This window comes from Mesorhizobium sp. WSM4842 (assembly GCF_055901575.1).
In genome coordinates this window covers 6,221,526-6,243,117 of sequence record NZ_CM148372.1, presented here as the reverse complement: position 1 = coordinate 6,243,117, position 21,592 = coordinate 6,221,526, and the positions used below count along the sequence as shown (strand labels likewise).

17 protein-coding genes and 1 pseudogene are annotated in these 21,592 nt (G+C 62.3%); 10 read left to right on the top strand and 8 right to left on the bottom strand.

Going from position 1 to position 21,592, the window contains the following annotated elements:
- Nucleotides 1-527 precede the first annotated feature (527 nt).
- Nucleotides 528-2,318 carry a polysaccharide biosynthesis/export family protein gene (locus tag AC0NIE_RS30275; protein WP_473486036.1) on the top strand — a complete coding sequence of 597 codons (1,791 nt, stop codon included), beginning with the start codon at nucleotides 528-530 and terminating at the stop codon, nucleotides 2,316-2,318.
- A gap of 64 nt (nucleotides 2,319-2,382) precedes the next feature.
- Entirely contained in the window at nucleotides 2,383-3,144 is a 762-nt protein-coding gene (locus tag AC0NIE_RS30270; protein ID WP_473486035.1) for a hypothetical protein, read from the top strand.
- 174 nt (nucleotides 3,145-3,318) lie between these two features.
- On the opposite strand, the gene AC0NIE_RS30265 is transcribed toward AC0NIE_RS30270, so the two are convergent.
- The 3 genes from AC0NIE_RS30265 to mtnK form a co-directional block, all read right to left on the bottom strand.
- A complete protein-coding gene (locus tag AC0NIE_RS30265) occupies nucleotides 3,319-4,146 on the bottom strand; it encodes a phosphogluconate dehydrogenase C-terminal domain-containing protein (RefSeq protein ID WP_473486034.1) in 828 nt (275 codons plus the stop codon).
- Nucleotides 4,147-4,486: 340 nt separating this feature from the next.
- Entirely contained in the window at nucleotides 4,487-5,578 is a 1,092-nt protein-coding gene (gene mtnA / locus AC0NIE_RS30260; RefSeq protein ID WP_473486033.1) for an S-methyl-5-thioribose-1-phosphate isomerase, read from the bottom strand.
- The gene (gene mtnK / locus AC0NIE_RS30255) at nucleotides 5,575-6,846 is read right to left on the bottom strand and encodes an S-methyl-5-thioribose kinase (protein ID WP_473486032.1); all 1,272 of its coding nucleotides are present in this window, start codon (nucleotides 6,844-6,846) and stop codon (nucleotides 5,575-5,577) included. The genes mtnA and mtnK overlap by 4 nt, the downstream gene beginning before the upstream one ends.
- A 136-nt stretch (nucleotides 6,847-6,982) precedes the next feature.
- Here mtnK and AC0NIE_RS30250 point away from each other — a divergent pair, with 136 nt between their 5' ends.
- The 3 genes from AC0NIE_RS30250 to AC0NIE_RS30240 all read left to right on the top strand — a co-directional run bounded on the left by AC0NIE_RS30250 (nucleotide 6,983) and on the right by AC0NIE_RS30240 (nucleotide 10,698).
- The gene (locus tag AC0NIE_RS30250) at nucleotides 6,983-8,524 is read left to right on the top strand and encodes a sugar ABC transporter ATP-binding protein (protein WP_473486031.1); all 1,542 of its coding nucleotides are present in this window, start codon (nucleotides 6,983-6,985) and stop codon (nucleotides 8,522-8,524) included.
- Nucleotides 8,525-8,561: 37 nt separating this feature from the next.
- Nucleotides 8,562-9,581, top strand: coding sequence for an ABC transporter permease (locus AC0NIE_RS30245; protein WP_292186995.1), 1,020 nt, complete (start codon nucleotides 8,562-8,564; stop codon nucleotides 9,579-9,581).
- A gap of 61 nt (nucleotides 9,582-9,642) precedes the next feature.
- Entirely contained in the window at nucleotides 9,643-10,698 is a 1,056-nt protein-coding gene (locus AC0NIE_RS30240) for a substrate-binding domain-containing protein (RefSeq protein WP_123146924.1), read from the top strand.
- A 69-nt stretch (nucleotides 10,699-10,767) separates the two neighbouring features.
- Here AC0NIE_RS30240 and AC0NIE_RS30235 read toward each other — a convergent pair whose 3' ends face one another.
- A complete protein-coding gene (locus AC0NIE_RS30235; RefSeq protein ID WP_473486030.1) occupies nucleotides 10,768-12,822 on the bottom strand; it encodes a bifunctional aldolase/short-chain dehydrogenase in 2,055 nt (684 codons plus the stop codon).
- 84 nt (nucleotides 12,823-12,906) lie between these two features.
- Complete coding sequence (locus tag AC0NIE_RS30230; protein ID WP_473486028.1) at nucleotides 12,907-13,872, bottom strand: sugar-binding transcriptional regulator; 966 nt, start codon at nucleotides 13,870-13,872, stop codon at nucleotides 12,907-12,909.
- A 286-nt stretch (nucleotides 13,873-14,158) separates the two neighbouring features.
- On the opposite strand from AC0NIE_RS30230, the gene AC0NIE_RS30225 reads away from it, so the two are divergent.
- Nucleotides 14,159-15,811 carry an acyl-CoA synthetase gene (locus tag AC0NIE_RS30225; RefSeq protein ID WP_473486027.1) on the top strand — a complete coding sequence of 551 codons (1,653 nt, stop codon included), beginning with the start codon at nucleotides 14,159-14,161 and terminating at the stop codon, nucleotides 15,809-15,811.
- A 648-nt stretch (nucleotides 15,812-16,459) separates the two neighbouring features.
- Here the strand turns inward: AC0NIE_RS30225 and AC0NIE_RS30220 are convergent.
- Nucleotides 16,460-16,570, bottom strand: a pseudogene (locus tag AC0NIE_RS30220) (IS110 family transposase); the annotation flags it as partial.
- A gap of 243 nt (nucleotides 16,571-16,813) precedes the next feature.
- On the opposite strand from AC0NIE_RS30220, the gene AC0NIE_RS30215 reads away from it, so the two are divergent.
- Both AC0NIE_RS30215 and AC0NIE_RS30210 read left to right on the top strand, forming a co-directional pair.
- Nucleotides 16,814-17,224, top strand: coding sequence for a YybH family protein (locus tag AC0NIE_RS30215; RefSeq protein WP_123146928.1), 411 nt, complete (start codon nucleotides 16,814-16,816; stop codon nucleotides 17,222-17,224).
- A 64-nt stretch (nucleotides 17,225-17,288) separates the two neighbouring features.
- Entirely contained in the window at nucleotides 17,289-17,807 is a 519-nt protein-coding gene (locus tag AC0NIE_RS30210) for a DUF417 family protein (RefSeq protein WP_473486026.1), read from the top strand.
- A 132-nt stretch (nucleotides 17,808-17,939) separates the two neighbouring features.
- Here AC0NIE_RS30210 and AC0NIE_RS30205 read toward each other — a convergent pair whose 3' ends face one another.
- Nucleotides 17,940-18,923, bottom strand: a complete 984-nt coding sequence (locus tag AC0NIE_RS30205; protein WP_473486025.1) for a PhzF family phenazine biosynthesis protein — start codon at nucleotides 18,921-18,923, stop codon at nucleotides 17,940-17,942.
- Between the two features lie 3 nt (nucleotides 18,924-18,926).
- Nucleotides 18,927-19,280 carry a VOC family protein gene (locus AC0NIE_RS30200; protein ID WP_123146931.1) on the bottom strand — a complete coding sequence of 118 codons (354 nt, stop codon included), beginning with the start codon at nucleotides 19,278-19,280 and terminating at the stop codon, nucleotides 18,927-18,929.
- 274 nt (nucleotides 19,281-19,554) lie between these two features.
- Here AC0NIE_RS30200 and AC0NIE_RS30195 point away from each other — a divergent pair, with 274 nt between their 5' ends.
- Complete coding sequence (locus AC0NIE_RS30195) at nucleotides 19,555-20,172, top strand: TetR/AcrR family transcriptional regulator (RefSeq protein WP_123146932.1); 618 nt, start codon at nucleotides 19,555-19,557, stop codon at nucleotides 20,170-20,172.
- Nucleotides 20,173-20,243: 71 nt separating this feature from the next.
- A complete protein-coding gene (locus AC0NIE_RS30190; protein WP_473486199.1) occupies nucleotides 20,244-21,383 on the top strand; it encodes an efflux RND transporter periplasmic adaptor subunit in 1,140 nt (379 codons plus the stop codon).
- The last annotated feature ends 209 nt before the right edge of the window (nucleotides 21,384-21,592 follow it).

The window sequence follows — 21,592 nt, the reverse complement described above, 5'->3', positions numbered from 1 at the left end:
CAGTTTGTCAGGCGGATCGCGTCCGGTGTCGCGGATCGGTCATTTGCCGGCTCGCCTGGGCGGATCATCCTGTTCGATTCGGTCCTCAGGCTGTCCCTCCACCTGCCGCCTGCCCAACTTTCAGCCCGGCCACGGCTGGCCAAAGCCATGCCAACAGCTAAGCTAACTGGTATAATGAGTCAACCACAAATTCAGATGACATGTATCTGATGAGCAGCAATCCAGGCGTTGCCGATATCTGCCTCCGGCGTCCATCACAGAGGGTCACCCATCAAGACCGATACTTCGTTCCCCTACCATGAGCCGGCAGCTGGCCAAGCCGGCTAGCCACCATAAGGGGTATTATACGCGGGGTAAGAGCGTAATAATTAGGTAAAGAGGAGACACCCCTAAGCCTTATTCGGTGCTCAGCGGTACGCGCAGGCTTTGCTAGTATCGCGCTTTGGTTGTGGAATTTCTCCGCGGCCCAGCCTGCGCGCGGTTTTTCTTATGAATCCGTTCGCGGGCGTTGCCGGTGAGGTTCAGCTATGAATTTTGTGCAGAGTTCCAGGCCGCCATCCTGCAGCCCGGCGCTAAGCTTTGCTGACCGACGGCATTTGGCTTCATTTCGTGGCATGTGCGGCAGGACCTGCAGCGCCGTTTTGTGCCTCATTTCGTTCTGTATCATCCTGCTGCTGGAATCCGCGGCACACAGTCGGCCGAAGGCTGACGACAGACTTGCCCCGCGAGACACGATCGAACTGCACGTTTGGCGATGGACTGCCTTGCGCGATGGCGTTTTGGAGGCGTTGCAGCTCAACCATACTTTCACCATCGACTCGGCTGGCACGCTTGACCTTCCAGGGATCGGGAACATTGCCGCCGCAGGTCTGCGTGAGGAGGAGTTGGCAGAGCTGATTTCCGATCGCTTGCAAGCCAGGAGCGGCCGTCAAGAACGGGCGGATACAACCGTCAAACTGATACAAAATCTGCCCTCGGACATCACAGGTTCGGTGGAACACCCGGGCAAACGAAAAGCGCCCGAACCGCCGGCAGACGCAGCCGACGACAGCTCTTCGGCCGTGGCTTCGGAACGCGCCAGTGTCGAGAAGGGCAAGGCCGAGGCGCAACCGAGCGTGCGCGGTTCCCACACACCTTGGCAGCCTGCAGCGGAGCAACAGCAAGCTCAGGAAGGGGCATTGGTGAATGAGCTGTCCGCCGCTCGCATGGAAATTGCGGCAGCTCGCAAGGAAGCACTTGCGGCTCGCCAGACTGCTCGCAACGATGCCATACGAGACAATCAGAACCTAGCGACGGCGCGTCAACGGGCTGCCGCCTTGGTGCGGGAACTCGATGCGGTGCGGAGTGACCGCGGCGCACTGGAACAGAAGCTCCTTGCGGCGCTGAGGGAAGTCGACGCGCTCAGGAAGAGCGTGCAGCCGGCTCGCGGTGACCATGAGGGCCGCGAATTGGCGGCGGCGCGAGCGGAACTGGCCGTGATGCAGCGCGGCGCCCGCGACGCCAGCGCGCAGGCGCGTGCGGTAGCCGACACGATGGCTGAACAAGGACAAGCCCTAAAACAGCAGCGGCGAAGAGCCGAAGAGCTCGCGCTCGATCTGGAAGCGGCGCAACGCGAAGTCAAAGGCTTAAAGGCCAAAGCCATTCTCGCCGATCACGAGAAGGCCGCCAGGCTTGAAGCGCGTCACTCTATGGAGGCCTCTGTGGCAGAGGCGCCGCGAGTACTTGATGAGGAGCGGCACAAGGCTGAGCGCTTCGAACGCGAACTCACCGTGGCGCGCCAAACTATCGACGCTCTTAAGACAAGCGCAGATCTGGCTGCGGCCGCGCGGACCAACGCCATCAAGGAACGACAGGTGGCAGAGGCGGCTTTAAAGCGAGCTGGCGATGCACTCGAACTGGAACGCGAACGGGCAGATTCAGCCGCACGTGATCTCGACAGCGCTCGCCGGGAACGCGACGCGGCAAAGCAGGAAGCGAGCCGCGTCTCGATAGAGCTGAGCGTAGCGTTGGAGCAAGAACGCAACAAGGCCATCGGTCTAGCCCGCGACCTCAGCGCCGCGCGTAAGGCAATTGACCTCAGCAAGGCCCAGGGTGAGCGTCGCACTGAGCGTATGAACCGCGCTCCGAAAGCACGTGCCACCGCAACTTCACGTGCAGATGTGTCTGCACGCTCGGGGGCACAACCAGCCCGTCAACCCGGGTTGCGGGAAAACCAGAAAGTGAAGGCCAAAAGACCATCGCGACCTGTCCTGGTGGCGACCATTGCGCTTCCCGACGCATTGCTCCCGACGCGACCGCCGAAGCTCGGCTCTCGCTAGCGAGGGCTGATGGCGGAGGGCATTTCCGTGGGCCGAAATACATGCCGCAGGAAGGAATATGGTAATGAATAAATACGTCGCAGCCGCATTGACAATCGCGATCGCAATTGGCCCTGCCTCGGCTCTTGACGCGGGGCTTGGCGGTAAACTTGGCGGTGTCGGGGTCAGTGCTGGTGTGAGCGTCGGCTCGAAAGGCGCCTCTGTGGCGGGTGGCGCGAGCGTCGACGGAGTAGGGGGAGCAAGCCTTGGCGGATCGGTCAGCGCGGGCAACGGATCACTCGGCGCTGGGCTTGGCGTTGGCGGCAATCTCGGCGGCGCAAGCGGGGGCCTATCTACAGGTGTCGGGGTAGGCGACCCTTCGTCCGGATCGGGCACTGCCCCAGGAGGTAAGCCCGGCAACCCCGCCTTGGGCTCTGGGCAAGTCGCGACCGCCGGCATCACGCCAGCCACCGCCAAGGCCAAGGCCGCGAGACAATTCGTTGTACTGCCACGCGCGCTCAGGCCTTCCGGAACTGGTCGCGACGCGTTGGCGCCGATCACCAATGGCTATCCGTTGGTATTTGTGGCGCCACTGAAAGCGAAACCCGGTATCCCACAAGCTGTGGTGCGCGCCTGCCGCACGGCGATCGCGTCGGCTGCGACGCCCCTTGGCGCCGTACGTGTTGACGCGGTAAGCGCAGGTCCGTTGCGCCAGCAACGTCGGGGCGCACTCACGGCGCGGATCGAGGTGCGCATACACTACGCAAGACAAGGCGGCATCGAGGTTCGGCGGGCGCGAGTCGGCTGTCGCCTCGATGCGGCGGGTAGGGTCACCGCGGTGACATAGGACGCGCATCTTCCTTCTCCCCCTGTGGGAGAAGGTAGCCTCGCGAAGCGAGGTCGGATGAGGGGGTGTTCCAGCTTGCAAAAACCGCACTCCGTCCAGCACCCCTCAACCGTCTCGGCGCTGCGCGCCGATCCACCTTCTCCCACAAGGGGAGAAGGGATGGCGTCGACGCTTTCAAGTGATGCGCTGAATGCTGGCCGCGATCTCTTCAGGCTCGAAGACCCGCTTCCAGTCGTCGCGCATCAGCACCGGCTTGCCGAACTCGATGGCCTTGTTGCAGGCGTCGGAGAACACGCCCTTGGTCTCGCCGAAGATGACGGCGCCGAGCACGTTCATGTGGCCAAGCAGGAAGTCGAGCGCGGCCTGCTGGTCGACGCCGCGGGCGACGACCTCGTCGACCGCTTCCTTCATGACGACGAGCAGGGAGGCGCAGACGGTCTCCGAAAGGCCCGGCTCGAGCAGCGCCATCTGGTCGACGGTGACGCGATGCGACCGCATCACTGGAGCCCATATGATCTTGGCGATCGCTTCGCCCTTGGCGAAATCTTGCTCCGGTCCCTGCATCAGCGCGCTGACCATATGCTGCTTGGCCTTGACGCCGCCGAAATAGTCCTTCTTGGCCGCCATGTCGGTCTCGTCGTTGAAGATCGGCGGATGACAGGGATGGGTGACGAAATAGGTCAGGTCCGGCCGCTTCGGCAAATGGCCGGCGAAAGGTGCTGCGGCGTCGAGCACGACGACCATGGTGCCGGAAGCAAGCTTGCCTTCGATGCTGGCCGCAACCTTGCCGATATGGGTGTCGGGAACCGCGAGGATCACCACCTCGGCACCATTGAGGGCCTCGTCGGCGCTGACCGCGTCGATGCCCAGCCCCGTCTTCAGCCGCTCGCGGCCGGCGGCGCTGACCTCGACATGGCGTATGGTGTAGGGAGAGCCGCGAAAATTGGTCGACAGGCGGTAACCCATTTTGCCGCCGGCACCAAACAGCGCAATCGTTGTCATCTAGCCGTACTCCTGATCTCGAACGATGGCCCTGCCGATCGTCACCTTAGTAACTGGTATAATCACACTACCATTGATTGGCAATCCGATTTGGGACGAACGAGTTCAAGAGAGCCAATTCCATTGGCGCAGTCCCGCGCCGTTGGCTGCGCCACTTGGTGGCGGCCTTCTCGGATCATGAGGTGGATCGACATCGGAATGCCCGAGTCTTGTAGACGCAGATCTTTTGCATTGCCCGCGAGGGCGGGTCTTTTCAGGGTCCGGCGAGACCGGCAGTCTTGACGTTTAGGCGGTGGTCCGCTGCCAACCGTTTTCAGCAGTATTCGTGGGAGCAGGATCATCAGCGTCCGGGAAACATTGCCTTCAAGCCTTCGCGCGACGCCTTGGCGACGCCACGTTCCGTTATCAATCCGGTGACCAGCCGTGCCGGCGTCACGTCGAAGGCCGGGTTCGCCGCGGGGGTCGTCTCCGGCGAGATGCGGACCTTCGCAATCTCGCCATTCGCGGTCTTGCCCCAGACCAGCGAAACCTCGTCGCTGGAGCGCTGTTCGATCGGGATTTCGGCCAGCCCGTCACCCACCGTCCAGTCGATCGTCGGCGACGGCAGCGCGACATAGAACGGCACGTCGTTGTCGGCAGCGGCCAGCGCCTTCAGATAGGTGCCGATCTTGTTGCAGACATCGCCGTCGGCGGTGGTGCGGTCGGTGCCGACGATGACCATGTCGATCTGGCCGCGCTGCATCAGATGGCCGCCGGCATTGTCGACGATCAGCGTATGCGGCACGCCGTGGCCGGCCATCTCCCATGCGGTCAGCTGAGCGCCCTGGTTGCGCGGGCGGGTTTCGTCGACATAGACGTGAACGGGAATGCCGGCTTCCGTTGCCAGATAGATCGGCGCCGTGGCGGTGCCGTAGTCGACGGTGGCCAGCCAGCCGGCGTTGCAGTGGGTCAGGATGTTGACCGGTTCGCCCGGCTGCTTGCGCGCCGCGATTTCCTTGATGATTTCAAGGCCGTTGGCGCCGATGGCGCGGTTGAGGCCGACATCCTCGTCGGCGATTTCGCCGGCGCGCCGGTAGGCAGCCTCGGCGCGTTGTCCAGATGGAAGCGGCCGTAGGAAATTGCGCATCTCATCGAGCGCCCAGCGCAGATTGATCGCTGTCGGGCGCGTTTCGTGCAAGACCTCCCAGACGCCGTCGAGCGCTGCATCGGAAGGATCGTCGGCCATTTGCATTGCGACGCCATAGGCTGATGTGACGCCGATCAGCGGCGCGCCGCGCACCCACATGTCGCGGATCGCCGTGGCGATGCCGGCAACGGTGCCGACTTTTTCCACGCGGAAATCATGCGGCAGCCAGCGCTGGTCGATGATCTCCACCGAACGCCCGTCGTCGCTCAGCCAGATGGTGCGATAGTGGCGGTCGCCGACGTTCAAATTCTGTTCTCCTGCTCGATCAGCGCGGCCAGCGTGTTGACCTCGTCGATGCTGTGAATCTGGCGCCGGTTGACGGCGATGTGGCGGCCGAATTTCAGCGCCTTTGCCTCACATGTGGCGCGCAGATCCTCGTCGGCAATGGTCTCGAAATCGGCGTTGTGCGCGAGGCCCAGAATGCGCCGGTGCACCTCGACGCCGGCAAAGCCCAGCATGTCGGTCCAGACCTGATGCAGCATGTGGTCGAGCGCCTGTTCGGCGCCAAGCCTGTCGCCCTGATCCTCGAACAGGCTCTTCTGGTAGAGCATGCCCGTGCGCTCGGTTCGCCACAGATGCGAGAACTCGGTGCGGAAGACCGACCATGTGTCGACCGCCACATCGAGCAGATAGGCGCGCATGGTGTCGCGCCTTCCATTCTGCTCGTGGCCACGCTGCGAGAAGAACGCCATCCAGAAATTGGCGAGCAGCATGCCGACGTCGAAGGCGATCGGGCCGTAGAAGGCGAATTCGGGATCGATCATCCGCGTTTCCGTCTCGGTGACCATGATCGAGCCGGAATGCAGGTCGCCATGCAGCAGCGTCTCCGCATTGGCCGCAAAAATGTGCTTCAGCCGCTGCGCCTCGACCTTGAGATCGCGGTCCGCGCGCAACTCTGCGACGATGCTGTCGAGCTGCGGGCTCGTATGCCGGTTCATCTTGGCGTCGAAATACGGGTCCGAGAACACCAGGTTCTCGGTGATGTCGCAGAGCTCGGCATTGTCGGCGAACAGCGCCAGATCGGCTTTACGATCCTTGGTCGCCATATGCAGGTCGGAGCCGCGAAACAGGGTGCGAGCCATGAACAGGCCGATGTCTCTGGCGATGTTCGGCAGTTGCCGGCCCTCGATCAGCGCGCGCCGCAGGATGATGTGCGGCGACAGATATTCCATGATGATCAGCGCCTGGCTCTCATCGAAGTGATGGATCGCAGGCACCGAACCTGGCGCTCTCGCCTCCTGCCGCGTCAGCGCGTGATACTCGAAGAAGGAGCGCTTCAACGGCAGCGGCCAGCTGTCGCCGACCAGGCGGACATAGGGCAGGGCCTGCTTGACGACGGCCGCACCCGTGGCGCCCTCGACGATGAAGACCAGGTTCAGATTGCCGTCGCCGACCTCGCGGACCTTCCAGCGGATTGTATCTTTGCCGATACGCGAGCACAGGGCATCGTTGGCGCCGAGACGTGCTGCCAGGGTGTCGACCGACAGTGCTTCGAACGGCAATTTCCCAGTCATCCTCACCCTCCCGCTGATGTGCTCCCATCATAGTGGAGCCAAGGCGGTTGGTCCAAGCTAGGAAGCTCTCTGGCAATTGTCAATCGTGTTGACAATTGCCAGGGCAGCCCCTAGCGTCATGGTCAGGGAGGAACGAATGGGCAATAATGCCGTGTTCCGCGTGCACGGCCTGAGGAAGTCCTTTGGCCATATCGAGGTGCTTGGCGGCGTCTCGCTCGATTTGCATGCTGGTGAAGTGACCGTGCTGATGGGCGCCAACGGCGCCGGCAAATCCACCCTGGTCAAAATCATCAGCGGCGTCTACGAGCGCGGCGGCGGCACGATGAGCCTTGCCGGCCACGACTTCGCGCCCCAAGACTTCGCGCCCCACGATTTCGCGCCGAATACGCCGGCGGAGGCGATACGCGCCGGTGTCGTCACCGTTCATCAAAACATCAATGATGGTGTCGTAGCCGACCTCGACGTCGCCACCAATTTGACGCTCGACAGGCTGAGCGGCAGCGGCGCGCCGACCCTGTTCAATCCGGGCCGGGTGCGTCGCGAGGCAAAGGCGGTTGCCGACCGCATGGGGCTGGCCATCGACCTGAGAGCCCGGATCAGCGATCTCTCGCTGGCCGACCGCCAGATGGTGGCAATAGCCCGCGCCATGGCGCATCAGCCGAAAGTGCTGATCCTCGATGAGCCGACGTCCTCTCTGTCCAGCGCCGAGGCCGACCGGCTTTTCGCGCTGCTCGACAGGCTTCGCGAGCACGGCGTCGCAATCCTCTACATCTCGCACCGCATGTCGGACATCAGGCGGCTTGCCGACCGGATCGTCTCGATGCGCGACGGCGTCATCTCAGGCGTTTTCGACCGAAAGCCGCTCGACTATGAAGGCGCGGTCAACGCCATGCTCGGCCGCAAGATCCACCTCGACCGGATCGTCGCCAGGAATTCGGCCAGGCCTGTCCTGACGATCGACGGGTTGCGCATTGCGCAAGGCGCCAGGCCGATCTCGCTGACGCTCGGCGACGGCGAAGTCGTTGCCATCACCGGCCTCGTCGGCGTCGGCAAGACCGCACTCGCCGAGACGCTGTTTGGCGTGCGCAAGCCGCTGTCCGGCGCCATGATGCTGAACGGCAAACCCTATGCACCGGGTTCGACAGGCGAGGCGATCGCCGCCGGCGTGTTTCTCGTCGCCAAGGACCGGGGCGAAAACGGGATCGTCGGCGACTTCAACATCCAGGAAAATATCAGCCTGCCGTTCCACAGGCGGATGTCGCGTCTGGGCGTTCTCAAGCGTCGCATCGAGCGCGCCACCGCGCGCCGGCAGATCCAGGAGCTGGGCATCGTCTGCCGCTCGGAGAAGGACGAAATGTCTGCCCTTTCCGGCGGCAACCAGCAGAAGGTGATGGTCGCCCGCTGGATTTCGCAGGCCGCAAAACTGTTCATCCTGGACGAGCCGTTTCAGGGCGTCGACATTTCGGCCAGGCGCGATATCGCGGCCAAGCTGCGGGCGAGCGCGAACGGCCGTGCGACGCTGCTGTTCGTCACCGAACTCGACGAAGCGCTGGAGACCGCCGACCGCATCCTGGTGATGTCGGAGCAGACAATCGTTGGCGAACATCGCAATGCCGACATCGACCTCGAGCGCCTGCTGGCCGAAGTGGCGGGCGGGCCGTTGCACAGCGCAGCGTAAAGGGCGGGCAGATCATGGGACCTGGAATGGAGAGGGCATGAGTTCGGGTTGGGTAAGGATGGCAGCGGCGCGCGACCATGCCATCCGCTATGGCTTCATCGTTCTGCTGTTCGGGTTGATCGCCTATTTCGCCGTCGCCGCCGATGGCTTCGTCTCACCGCAGAGCGCCGTCTTCATCTTTCAGTCCGTCGCCATCACCGGCGTGCTGGCGCTCGGCGTCACCGCCACCCTGGTCGTCGGCGGCTTCGACCTGTCGATCGGCTCCGTCGCCACCAGCGCCATGATGGCGGCCGCCTATGTCATGGTGGTGCTGGAGCAGAACGCTGTCGTCGCGGTTGTCGCCTGTCTCGCGATCGGCGTCATCGTCGGGCTCATCAATGGCTGGCTGATCGTCTATATGCGTGTACCGGACCTTCTGGCGACGCTCGGCATGATGTTCCTGCTCGTCGGCTTGCAGCGAATCCCGACCGAGGGCCGCTCGATCGCCACCGGCATGACGATGCCTGATGGCTCGGTCGCCAACGGCACGTTCGGCGCTGGCTTTCTGGCGCTTGGCCGCCACCGCTTCGATTTCTTCATCCCCAACCTCATCCCGGTTTCGGTGGTCGTCCTGCTCGTGCTTGCGGTGCTGATCTGGTTCTTTCTCGAATACACCCGTTTCGGCCGTATGATGTATGCGGTCGGCAGCAACGAACGGGCTGCCGAGCTCGCCGGCGCGCCTGTCAAGGCATACAAAATCTGGGCCTACGTTATTTCAGGGGTTTTTGCCTCGATCGGCGGCATTTTGCTCGCTGCCCGGCTTGGACGCGGTGACATCGCCTCGGGTAATAATCTCCTGCTCGATGCTGTAGCGGCGGCGCTCATCGGCTACGCGGTCCTCGGCGCTGCCAAGCCGAACGCCTTCGGCACGGCCGTCGGTGCGGTGTTTGTCGGCGTGCTGCTGCAGGGCCTGACGATGATGAACGCGCCCTACTACACGCAGGATTTCATCAAGGGCTTGGTTCTCGTGGTTGCCCTTGTCTTCACCTTCGCCCTTTCCGGCAGGGGCAAGAGATAGGATTTCGACAGATAGGATTTCGACCGGCTGAAATTTGAGTTCAACAAGTGGAGGAAACAACATGAAGATCACAAGAAGACTTTTGGGGAAGGCAGCGCTTGGGCTTGCCGGCGCCGCGCTGCTGATGCAGGTCCCGGCGATGGCGCAGGACAAGCCGGCGCCGTTCGACAAACCCGGCGCCGTCAAGATCGCGCTGGTCCGCTATCTCTCGACCGGTGACTTCTTCCAGGCCTACCTTTCCGGCGTCGAAGCGCAGGCCAAGGCGCTTGGCGTTGATCTGCGCGTCCTCGATAGCCGTCAGGACGCCGCCCTTCAGGCAGACATGGTCGACCAGGCCATCGCGCTCGGCGTTCAGGGCATCATCATCCAGCACGGCTTGACGGAATCGATGAAGGAAGCCGCCCAGCGCGCGGTCGACGCCGGCATCAAGGTCGTCGCCTTCGACGTCAATGTCGAAAACCCCAAGATACCGCAGATCGAGCAGTCCGACCGCGACCTCGCGCGCCTCGCGCTCGAACAGGCGGTCAAGGACAATGGCGAGAGCTGGAAGGCCGGCTACGTCTATGTCGCCGGCATCGCGCCGCTCGACCGCCGCAACGAGACCTGGGTCGACTTCAAGAAGAAATATGCGGGCATCAACGAGGCTGCGATGTTCGGCACGCTCGACAATCCGATCGCCAATTCCGTCGCCAACCAGGCCCGCTCGGTGCTGTCGGCCAACCCCGACATCAAGGTGATGTTCGCGCCCTATGATGAATTCGCCAAGGGCGTGAAGATCGCCGTCGACGAGGCCGGTCTGTCCCAGGACATCAAGATCTATTCGGCCGACATCTCGACCTCCGACATCGCCGCAATGCGCGAGCCCGACAGCGCTTGGGCGGCAACCGCCGCCACCAATCCGGCTGTCGTCGGCCAGGTTTCGGTGCGCGCGCTGGCGCAGCTTTTGGCCGGCGAAGACCCCGGCCACAACGTCATCGTACCGCCGACGCTGATCACCCAGAAGGACCTGATCGACAAGGACATCAAGAACATGGAAGACCTCTCGGCCAAGCTGCCGCAGTTCGCCCACGCCGATGTCGCGATGCCGGCCTGGATGCCGAACCCGAACGCGAAATAACTCTTTATCGCAGGCAAAAGAAAAGAGCGGCTTTCGGCCGCTCTTTTTGCGTCTGGACTGTTCTTGAGCCTACCTCAGCGCCGCCGCGATGTTGCCGCCATCTACCGTCGTCACATCCGCGGTGGTCCGCTCGGCCAGCGCCTGATGCAGGAAGGCCTGGGCGACGTCTTCGGCCGTCACTTCCTGGCCGAGCAGGTTGCCCGCCATGTATTCCTTTTCCGACACGCCGCGCGCGCCCGAGCGGCTTGCGATCATGGCGTCGGTCAAAAGCCCGGAACGGATGCGATCGGCGTTGACGGCATTCGAGCGGATGCCGTGGGCGCCATAGTCGAGGGCATACTGCCTGGACAGGAACAGCGTCGCCGCCTTTGGGATGCCATAGGCGCCGAACTTCGGACCGGGATTGATTGCCTGCTTGGAGGTGTTGAAAAGGAGCACGCCGCCGGTGCCCTGTTCGAGCATGATCCGCACCGCGTTCTGCGCCGCCGACTGGTGGGCGAAGAAATTGAGCTCGAAGCTCTTGCGCAAAGTGGCGTCGTCGAGCTCACCGATCCTGCCCTCCCAGGCCGCACCGGCATTCGAGACCAGGATGTCGAGGCCGCCGTAGACGGCGACCGCCTTGTCGAACGCAGCGCGCATCTGCGCCGGATCGGTGATGTCGGCGCCGATGCCGATCGAACTGTTGCCGGCCTTTTTTGCTGCCTCGGCAGCCCTTGCCGCGTCGAGATCGACGACGACCGCATGGGCGCCGTTGTCGGCGAACAGCTTTGCGGTGGCGGCACCGATTGCGCCGGCGCCGCCGGTGACCAGCACAACCTGGCCGGTCAGCGGCTTCGGCTTATTGGAGGCGAGCTTGGCCTGTTCCAGCGACCAGTATTCAAGCGGGAACAGGTCGGCTTTGGACAGTGGACGGAAGTCGCCGACCGCTTCGGCGCCGCGCACCGCCTCGATCCACATTTCGCCGACGTCGGAGGCGATCTTCGCGTCCTTCAGTGTGCGGCCATGGCCGAACATGCCGAGGCCCGGCACCAGCGTCAGCCGCGGCATCTGGTCAAGCATCGTGCGCTCCACATCGTCGAGCGCGTCGTTGGTTTCGAAGTAGGCGCGATAGTTGTTGGCGAATTTTTCGACATGTTGGCGGATGACGGATTTGTAGTCGCCGATCTTGTCCGCGTCGGGCGCCGGCAGCGCCATCGGTCCGGTCTTGATGCGGATCGACAGGTCGGGTGTCGATACGCCGCGACCGGCATAGTCGGCGATCTTTGCCGAATTGATGAAATCGACGATCGCGTCCGACGTGCGGAAATCGCTGATCATGCGATCGAAGCGGCCTTCGCCGCGTGCCACCGCCACGCCGCCGCGCAGCAGCGGCGCGATATCCGCAGGCTTCGCCAGCCTGGCCGGCAAGGCGGCTTTTTCGGTGCGCGGCTTGCCGTGGCTGGCGATGAAATCCTCGGCGACGTTCACATAATGGATCATCCGGTCGTAAGCCTGTTTGGCGTCGTCGCCAAAGGTGAAAATGCCATGCTTGTCGAGAATCAGGCCTTCGACCGTCGGGTCGGCGTCGAAGACATCGGCCGCCGCCTTCGCCAGGTCAAAGCCTGGCATGATGTAAGGCACGAACCCCATCTTGCTGCCGAAGACCTTCTTGCTCAGCGCCTCGCTGTCGTCCTGGTCGACGACGGCCAGAACGGCGGTTGAATGGGTATGGTCGACAAATTTGTGCGGCAGGAAGGCGTGCAGCAGCGTCTCGACCGAAGGGTTCGGCGAAGACGGATCGATGAGGTTCACCCGTTGCAGGGCGACCATATCCTCGTCGGAGAGTTTTTTGAGCGATCGCGCCTTCAGCAGCGCGCCGAGCTTGACCGCCGGCAGGCCCTGCGGCTCGATGACTCCCATGTCCCAGCCGCTGCCCTTGACGCAAAGCACGTCCCATTCGTCGCCGACGAGATCGGTGACCTTTGTCTTGCAGGAGGTGTTGCCGCCGCCATGCAGGACAAGCCGCGGTTCGCCGCCTAGAAGCCTGGTCGTATAGACGCGCAGCGCCAGGTCGCGGGCCACACCCTTTTTTGCATAGTCGGCAACCAGCTTCTCCGCGTCGCCGTCATTCCACAGGTTCTTCATGTTCGCTTCGTCCGATTTGCTCGTTGTGAAACAGGAATGCCGCGACGCCTTGATGACAATGCGTCCGCGGTGGAGTTTGCGTGCCTAGGCGACCTTTTCCGCTGCCGGTCCGGCATGGTCGAGCAGCCGTCGCGCCATCCGAGCGCCGACCACCAGATGCGTGCACAGCCCACCTGCGATCGCCGCCACCAGCGGTCCGAATTTGCTGTCCTCCTGCACCACCACGAGGCGCTTTTCAATCTTGCGCAGCGATGACAGCTCCGCCGAAATGATCCGCCGGTTGTAGCTGCAGTCGAGCGCCTTGCCTTGCGCGTCGATGATCTGCCCGGCGACGACGCCGGCAGCCCCGGCACGGCGCAGCACCTCCATCTCGCTCGCCGTCAGCGCGCCGCATTTGACGACATGGCTGTCGGCGTCGACGGTGCCGACCGAGTAAAGCGCCAGGTTGCACGCACTGATGCCCGACAACTGCTCGCGGATCACCGGCTCGGCGCGCAGGCCGCGCGCCAGTTCTTCCGTCGTCAGCACCAGCGGTGCATAGAAATTGAGCCCCTTGGCGTTGAGCCGGCGTGCGATTTCCATGGTGCATTGGTCGGGCCGGTAGGAATAGGGGGCTCCCAGATTTCCGCAGAGCTGCACCACCGTGACATCCTGCAGATCGGCATAGGACATGATGTCGGCGATCGTATAGATGGTCCGTCCCCAGGCGACGCCGATGCGGTCGCCCTTCTTGATCAGTTCGAGAAAGACGCTGGCCGCCAGCACCGCGATGTCGGTCGACGGATCGGCGACATGGCCGTTTTCCGGCGCGATCCAGACGGCGTCGAGCTTCAACCCGTCTTCGAGTTTGCGCGCCATGACGTCGTCGGTGAAAAGCTGGGTCGAGGTCGAGATGTTGACGATGCCGGTCTCGCGCGCCTTGCGTAGGTACATGGCGACCGAGGCTCGGGAAATCTTGAGCTGGCTGGCCACCTGGTCCTGGCGCAATCCGTGGGCATAGTAGAGCCAGGCGGCCTTGTGAATAAGCTGTTCTGCAGGTCGGATCGCCATGCCATCTCCTTGCTGACATTATTCACGGCTCTCGACAAAAGTCAAACCGAGCGAGGGTAAACGATGCCCTTTCGCTTGCTTTATCTAGATCATCATTGTGCCAAATGCGCCCTATCGTGGCGTTGGTGGTGACGGGCCGGAAGCCTGTGGGGTAGAAGGTCTCGATCAGACATTACAGCGCCGCGCGTCCTTTCGGACGCGCAATGGACGCTGTAACACTTTGATCTTGCGCATGCCCCCGAAAATCGATTCCGATTTTGGGGGGCATGCGCCAGGGGAGGACGGGATGGGCAATCCCTACGAACAGGATCTCGACAGGAATCCAGCCAACCACCAGCCGCTGACGCCGCTCAGTTATCTCGAGCGGGCGGCAAAGACCTTTCCCGATCATGTTGCTATCATCCATGGTCGCCAGCGCACGACCTATCGTGATTTCTGGCGGCAGTCGCTGAAGCTTGCCTCGGCGCTGCAGAGGCGCGGCATCGGCAAGGGCGACACCGTCACCGTCATGCTGTCCAACACGCCGCCGATGCTGGAAGCGCATTTCGGCGTGCCGATGACCAAGGCGGTGGTGCATTCGCTCAACACCCGCCTCGATGCCGCGGTCATCGCCTTCCAGCTCGACCATGCCGAAACCAAGGTGCTGATCGTTGACCGCGAATTCGCGGGCGTCGTCAGCGAGGCGCTGGCGCTGGCTAAGGTAAAACCGCTGGTCATCGACTATGACGATCCCGAATACGCCACTGATGCCCCTTATCCCAAGGGCGAGCGGATCGGCACGCTCGACTACGAGAACTTCGTCGCGGGTGGCGACGAGGATTTCGCCTGGTCGATGCCGGACGACGAATGGAATGCGATCTCGCTCAACTACACGTCCGGCACCACAGGCAATCCGAAGGGCGTCGTCTATCACCATCGCGGTGCGGCACTGATGGCCTACGCCAACACCATCCATGCCGCTATGGGTAAGCATGCGGTGTATCTGTGGACGCTGCCGATGTTCCACTGCAATGGCTGGTGCTTTCCATGGACGCTGGCCGTGCAGGTCGGCACCCATGTCTGCCTGCGCTGGGTGCGGCCGAAGCCGATCTACGACGCCATTGCCGATCATGGCGTCACCCATCTGTGCGGCGCGCCGATCGTGATGTCGGTGCTGATCAATGCCAGGGACGAGGACAAGCGGCAATTTCCGCAGACGGTCACCTTCAGCACGGCCGCGGCACCGCCGCCGGAAGCAGTGCTGTCGGGCATGGCCGATGCAGGCTTTGCGGTCACTCACCTCTATGGCCTTACCGAGACCTATGGCCCGGCCGTCGTCAACGAATGGCATGGCGAGTGGGACGGGCTCGACAAGGGTCTCAGGGCGGCGAGGAAGGCCAGGCAAGGTGTGCGCTATGCCGCGCTCGAGGATCTGACAGTGATGGACCCCGAGACGATGGAGGAGACGCCGGCCGACGGCGAGACGATCGGCGAGGTCATGTTCCGCGGCAACATCGTCATGAAGGGCTATCTGAAGAACCGCAAGGCGAGCGACGAGACCTTCGCCGGCGGCTGGTTCCACTCGGGCGACCTCGGCGTCAGGCATCCCGACGGCTATATCCAGCTCAAGGACCGCTCCAAGGACATCATCATTTCCGGCGGCGAGAACATCTCCTCGATCGAGGTCGAGGAGGCGCTCTACAAGCATCCTGCCGTCGCCTCCTGCGGCGTCGTCGCCAGGCCCGACGACAAATGGGGCGAGGTGCCGGTCGCCTATGTCGAGCTGAAGCCGGGCGGGACGGCGACCGAAGCCGAGATCATCGATCACTGCCGCGCGCTGCTCGCCCGCTTCAAGGTGCCGAAGGCGGTGATCTTCGCCGAAATCCCGAAGACCTCAACCGGCAAGATCCAGAAGTTCAGGCTGAGGGAGATGGCGAAGGCCAGTGCACCACAGCTTTGAGCCAGTCGCCGCTGGCATCCAGCATGAATGAATCTTTCAGTCGTGCCCGACGACATAGCTGTGTTCCGATTACTCCGCAGTCGCGGAGGTAATCCAAAATCGGGGATAGAACACATGAAGAGCTTACTCTTGCTTGCCGGGACAGCCGCCCTCGGCCTTGTTATCGTCTCTGGATCGATTGCACCCGCTGAAGCCGCCGGATGCTATTATCGGTTGTACCATGACGGTCATGGCGTCGTGACCGGAAAACTCGCAATACAGGGATACGCCTCCGCCGCCAAACTGGACAACGCCTGCGATCGCGCGCGTCGCGAATGCAATCGCCGCTTCGAGCGAGCGCGCAAAAAGGGAAATATCCCTCGTAGCGGCCCGCGTGATGTGCGCTGCATTCGCACAGCGGCGGGATAAAACGTGTCGCTCTAATGCATGTCGCGCAAAAGTGTGCAGCGGTTTTGCGATAACGACGTGCATAAAACAATAACCTAAAGCGCGTCGCATGTGCCCGGTCAAACGCGACGCGCTTTAGGGTGCCGGCCGGCCATCGCCAAGACGCGAAGGTCGGCTGTTGCTTTCGAGTGTCGAAGGCGGGCACGGACATTGACCTCGACACGGCTCGGGCGCCAATTAATTGCAACCTCGCAAGCTCACAACCAGGCTCGGTCCCGACGGGCATTTACCGCGCCAGATCCGCATGCGATCGCGCCGCACAGAAAGTGCCGCCTCTTTCAACGGCATGTCGAGCCCGATATACTTGCTCATGGTTGTTCTCCGTTTGATGCTTGGGCCCGGCGTCCAGTCGTGAGCCCGTATCTCCATCTTATCGGGGAACAGCCACCCGCTCTTCAATGCCGTGACCTTCCGGCCTTGGCGGATCGCTCCCGCGATTGCCTCGCAGCGGCTGGATCGGCTGAACGGAGCAAACAAGATCACTCAGTGTCGGATCGAGCGCCTCCCGATCGTCCTCGATACAGAACCAAGAAGATTAGCAGGAGGAGCATTCCAATGGAGAACACGGCGCGCGACGCCGAGGCACACATCCAGGCGCTCATCGAGCGTTGGGCGAATGCCGTGCAGCAGCAAGACCTGGAGACAATCATTGCGGATCACGCGACGGACCTTGTGATGTTCGATGTCCCACCCCCGAACGAACTCAGGGGAATTGAGGCCTATCGCGATAGCTGGGGCCCGTTCTTCGAGCACTTCAAGCAGGGCGGCGTTTTCGCGATCGAGCGGCTGGATGTCACGGCGGGCGACCGGGTTGCTTTTGCTACCGCATTGCTGCGGTGCGGCACCAGGGAAGAGCTTGAAAAGGACCCGGCAACCCGCCTCCGGCTCACCGTCGGATTACGGAAGGAAGGTGACCTTTGGATCATCGCTCACGAGCATCACTCGTATCCTTACAAGCCGGACTGAGCAGCGCATCGGGGTCAAGCGATCGTGACAGCGCGAGTGGTGCAATTGGCGGAGGAGGAAACTCATGCCGGTTCTCAAAACATCAGAGCCTGAAGGTCAAGACGAGATCCTTCCTCGGCCATGGGCGCGAAAAGCCGCCGCGGTCAGGAAAGCCGGGCGGATCGTCGCCCTGACCGGGGTCATACTGCCGCTTCTCATGATCGGCGGGATGAAGTTCACGGCTGTTGAGATCGAGGCGTTGAGGCCGCTGATCGGCGGCACGCCTTGGCTCGCCTGGATGTATCCGGTATTTGGTGAAGCCGGTGCCTCTTATGTGCTTGGCGTCGTCGAGATCGCGACCGCGCTTCTCCTGATTGCCTCTCCCTGGTCGACGCGCGCCGGTGTCGCCGGCGGGGCAGTGGCCGCCCTGATTTTCCTGGTCACCTGTTCGATCATGGTTGCCCTGCCGATCTGGGAGCCTGCGTTGGGCTTTCCCGCGCTCGGTCCCGCCGGTCAGTTCCTGATCAAGGACATTGCGCTGCTCGGCATCGCGCTTGTCATACTGGGCGAAAGCCTGAACAGATTAAACAAATCGGCTACCTAAGCGAATCCAGGCCGAAGGCGAGTGGCAGACCACGCCATCCGCACAGCCGCGCCAAATGGCGGGGCGCCACCTGCTGCGACATTGTGGGACAGGCACAGGCTGCCTGCGCGCCCACCCGGACTACACCTTCGACTAGATCGAAAACGCCCCGCTCGCCACCACGATGCCGCGTCCAGAGACGCTCACTGAGCCGGCATCTACATCTACCTCGATGATGCTGGTACGTCCGAGCGCCGTGCCTTGCTCGATCTTGATTACGCCGGGCTGTGCAAGACCGTGTGCAACGAGATGTGCGGCGAGCGGACCAGCCGCCGTACCGGTTGCCGGATCCTCGGAAATGCCAACAGTCGGGTTGAAAAAGCGTGCATACGCCGTGGTTTCGGGCAGCCGTGGATCGAGTGAGAAGACGTAGCAGCCTTCCCCGCCGATCTGGTTGAGCAGGTCGAAAAGCTGTTTGGCATCCGGCGAAATCCGGTCGACGGCTTCGCGATCGCGGATCGGCACCAGGAGATGGGCAGCACCGGTCGAGACCACCTGGCAAGGCACGACCTCAGCCGCTATTTCTTCAGTATTAAGGCCGAGTGCCGTGGCAAGAGCGCCAAGGTTTGAGAGCTGCCGGCCGGCCGCTGGGGCTTCTTGCTGCATAATGATCTTTTCGAGTTTCCCTTGGCTTTGCCAGATAGCCAATGGATACACCAAGTCGCCGATCTGTTGGTGAAACCATGTTGGCCCATCGCCCAGATCGAGCCGCCCCGCTGCAGCGAGCCACCACCAAGCCCCTAGCGTGTTGTGGCCGCCAGCACCGAAAACCTCTACGCCTTTCGGCGTGAAAGAGCGCAACTTCCAGTCGGCGTCCTCCCGGGTCGCCGGTAGCACAAAGGTTGTCTCGGACTGGTTGAACTCACGTGCAATGTTCTGCATGAGCTCGAGCGCCAACTCGCCACCGCCGTCGACCACCGCAAGTGAATTGCCCGTCAGCGGCTCTACCGCGAAGACATCGACGAAATGAAATGGAATTGTTCTGCTCATGGTTTCCTCCGATGACCGCAATTGGGCCCGTTTCAGTCGTTCGGCTGAATGTTTGGACGGTTGCCAATGTCCTGCATTGCAGAACAATCTCTAGCGAAGATGCGAGAGCACGTTGAGCAGTTTGCCGGTCGGGTCGGCAATGAAGAAACGTCTTACGCCCCACGGTTCGTCGGTCAAATCATAGACCAGTCTGCAACCGATCTCGTTTGCGCGAAGATAAACCGCGTCGACATTGTCGACCTCGATCGACAGATCAGGCACCGGCGCGCCTGAGCCGCCCTCGCTGGCGATGCTGATCTGGGGGATGGTGGTTTCGCTGGACGCCAGCGTGACGAGCCACCCGTGATCCATGACGGCATCGAGCCCGAACAAGTCGGTATAGAACTTCCGAACATCCGGAATGCTGTCTGTGGCGATATTCGAGACGATGCGCAGCACGGTCATCCCAACTCTCCTTTCCGCGGCTTGGATGATAACGCATTGCTGCGCGCCGCGGAGCACGTCTTGAATAAAATAAGGCGCCCGATCACCTGAGCCTGGCGGGTGGCCCGTGCACGGCCCGCAGCAGGCTTCATTAACGCTGTTCACGCCCAAGTTGTGTCAACAGATGTCACCAGTCGCCCAAGACGGATAATGTCGCAGTTGACAGGCGGGCGATTTCGAATTACGAGTGACGAAATTCAAAATTCGTCACTCGTAATTGAGCTAATGAAACACGATGAATGATACCCTTGATACCCTCGATACGGCGGCCGACGTGGTCCGGCAGGAGAATGTCGCGCGCATCCTCGATTGCGCAGAGCGGCTGTTCCGCCACTACGGCTATGGCAAGACCAACGTCGCCGACATAGCTCGTGAACTCGGCATGTCGACGGCCAACATCTACCGTTTCTTCGCCTCCAAGGTCGAAATCCACCAGGCCGTTTGCGGCCGCATGCTCGCTACCTGCTACCAACTGACCTACGACGCCTGCCATGGTCCCGGAACAGCCAGCGAAAAGCTTCGCCGCTACGTTCAAACGCATTATCAGTGGACCCGCGACACCATGCTCGACCAGGAGAAGGTGCACGAAATGGTCGTCGTTGCCATCGAACGCGATTGGCATGTCATCGAGAAGCATATCGACAGGATCCGCGGCTTGGTGGCGGAGGTGATCAGCGACGGTATCGCAACCGGCGAGTTTGCCGATCAGGACCCGGAAGTCGCTTCGCGGTGTTTCAGCGCCGCTATCATCACCCTCTGTCATCCGCAGATGGTCGCCCAGTGCCTTGCCAAAAAGAATCGGGCGATGCCGGACGAGCTTATCGAGTTTGCGATCAGGGCCTTGAAGAAATGACCGGCGTCCGCCGGTCGTCGACAATCCATATCCAGTTCGGGAGTACGCAAGTGCCTTTGTCCAAATCCATCATGAACAGGCTGCCGGCCATTGGTCCGGCTCTGGTCGTCGTCGCGGCGCTTGGGCTCGCCGGCTGCTCGCAAGAAAAAGTGGAAGTCAAGGACATCGTCCGGCCGGTCAAGGTCGTCGAGATCGCCAAGGCGAACGATACCCGAGAGCTTTCCTACTCCGGATCGGTGCGCGCCCGCACCGAGATGAACCTTGGCTTCCGCATCAACGGCAAGATCACCGAGCGCCTGGTCGATATCGGCCAGCGCGTCAAGCCGGGCGACGTTCTGGCCCGCATCGATCCCGCCGACTACGACCTTTCGGTCAACAGCGCCGAGGCCAGCCTCGAGGCGGCCGAGCGGCAGGTCGAGACGACAGGCCTTGCCCGCCGTCGTGCCGAACAGTTGTTTGCCAAGAACTTTGCATCGAAATCGCAGCTCGAACAGGCAACGCTCAGCTATGATCAGGCGGTCGCCACCCGAAATTCCGCCCGCTCAGCGCTGGACCAGGCGAAAAACCAGGTCCTCTACACCGACCTCAAGGCGGACAGGAACGGCATCGTCACATCAGTCGCCGCCGATGTCGGTCAGGTGGTCGGCTCCGGCACGCCGGTTGTGACGGTTGCCGTCGATGGCGAAAAGGAAGTGCTGATCGCCGTTCCGGAAATGGATATCGCCCAGTTCAAGCCGGGCAAGAATGTCAAGGCAAGCTTCTGGTCCGACGACGCGTTGACGCTCGACGGCAAGGTCCGTGAAGTCGCCGGCAGCGCCGATCAGCAGTCGCGTACCTTTGCCGTTCGCGTCAGCCTGCCCAACGATCCTCGCGTGCTTCTCGGCATGACCGCGAACATCGAGGCTTCGGCGGCCAACAGCAGCCCGCAAAGCGTATCGATCCCGTTGAGCGCACTGGCGCAAAAAGATGGCCAGCAGATCGTCTGGACCGTGGACCGCAACGGCGAGACCGTCCATGCGCGTCCGATCAAGGTCGCCGAGTTCACCGCCGACGGCGTGCATGTTGCCGAAGGATTGAAACCCGGCGACGTCGTCGTTGCGGCGGGCACGCAATTCATGGCCGAAAATCTCAAGGTCAAGCTGCCCGGCGATGCGGTGCAACAGTCCGCATCGGCGGACGATGATGGCGACGTCGCCAAGCGCGTGCGCTGACGGCCAAGAATAAAACGGCTTTTCCTCGCATCGGCGCAAGCCGCGAGGTCAAGCGGTTCATGGTTTCCGGGCGGCAGGGTGCCCGATTGTCGAGACGTCAGGTCGATGTAACCCCCCACATCGATCCTTGCGTCCCACCGCGATGAGTGTCTCTCCGCTCGGAAAGCCTCGCCGCCCGGAAGCCAGCATTAGAAGCTCCGTGGGCATGC

Bases quoted from the DNA above. Each gene is read 5' to 3' on its own strand.
- AC0NIE_RS30265 (WP_473486034.1), bottom strand. From the start codon at position 4,146: ATGACAACGATTGCGCTGTTTGGTGCCGGCGGCAAAATGGGTTACCGC.
- AC0NIE_RS30240 (WP_123146924.1), top strand. From the start codon at position 9,643: ATGAAGATCACAAGAAGACTTTTGGGGAAGGCAGCGCTTGGGCTTGCC.
- AC0NIE_RS30190 (WP_473486199.1), top strand. From the start codon at position 20,244: ATGAACAGGCTGCCGGCCATTGGTCCGGCTCTGGTCGTCGTCGCGGCG.
- AC0NIE_RS30245 (WP_292186995.1), top strand. From the start codon at position 8,562: ATGAGTTCGGGTTGGGTAAGGATGGCAGCGGCGCGCGACCATGCCATC.
- AC0NIE_RS30230 (WP_473486028.1), bottom strand. From the start codon at position 13,872: ATGGCGATCCGACCTGCAGAACAGCTTATTCACAAGGCCGCCTGGCTC.
- AC0NIE_RS30195 (WP_123146932.1), top strand. From the start codon at position 19,555: ATGAATGATACCCTTGATACCCTCGATACGGCGGCCGACGTGGTCCGG.
- AC0NIE_RS30210 (WP_473486026.1), top strand. From the start codon at position 17,289: ATGCCGGTTCTCAAAACATCAGAGCCTGAAGGTCAAGACGAGATCCTT.
- AC0NIE_RS30275 (WP_473486036.1), top strand. From the start codon at position 528: ATGAATTTTGTGCAGAGTTCCAGGCCGCCATCCTGCAGCCCGGCGCTA.
- AC0NIE_RS30225 (WP_473486027.1), top strand. From the start codon at position 14,159: ATGGGCAATCCCTACGAACAGGATCTCGACAGGAATCCAGCCAACCAC.
- AC0NIE_RS30215 (WP_123146928.1), top strand. From the start codon at position 16,814: ATGGAGAACACGGCGCGCGACGCCGAGGCACACATCCAGGCGCTCATC.
- AC0NIE_RS30235 (WP_473486030.1), bottom strand. From the start codon at position 12,822: ATGAAGAACCTGTGGAATGACGGCGACGCGGAGAAGCTGGTTGCCGAC.
- AC0NIE_RS30270 (WP_473486035.1), top strand. From the start codon at position 2,383: ATGAATAAATACGTCGCAGCCGCATTGACAATCGCGATCGCAATTGGC.
- AC0NIE_RS30200 (WP_123146931.1), bottom strand. From the start codon at position 19,280: ATGACCGTGCTGCGCATCGTCTCGAATATCGCCACAGACAGCATTCCG.
- mtnK (WP_473486032.1), bottom strand. From the start codon at position 6,846: ATGACTGGGAAATTGCCGTTCGAAGCACTGTCGGTCGACACCCTGGCA.
- AC0NIE_RS30250 (WP_473486031.1), top strand. From the start codon at position 6,983: ATGGGCAATAATGCCGTGTTCCGCGTGCACGGCCTGAGGAAGTCCTTT.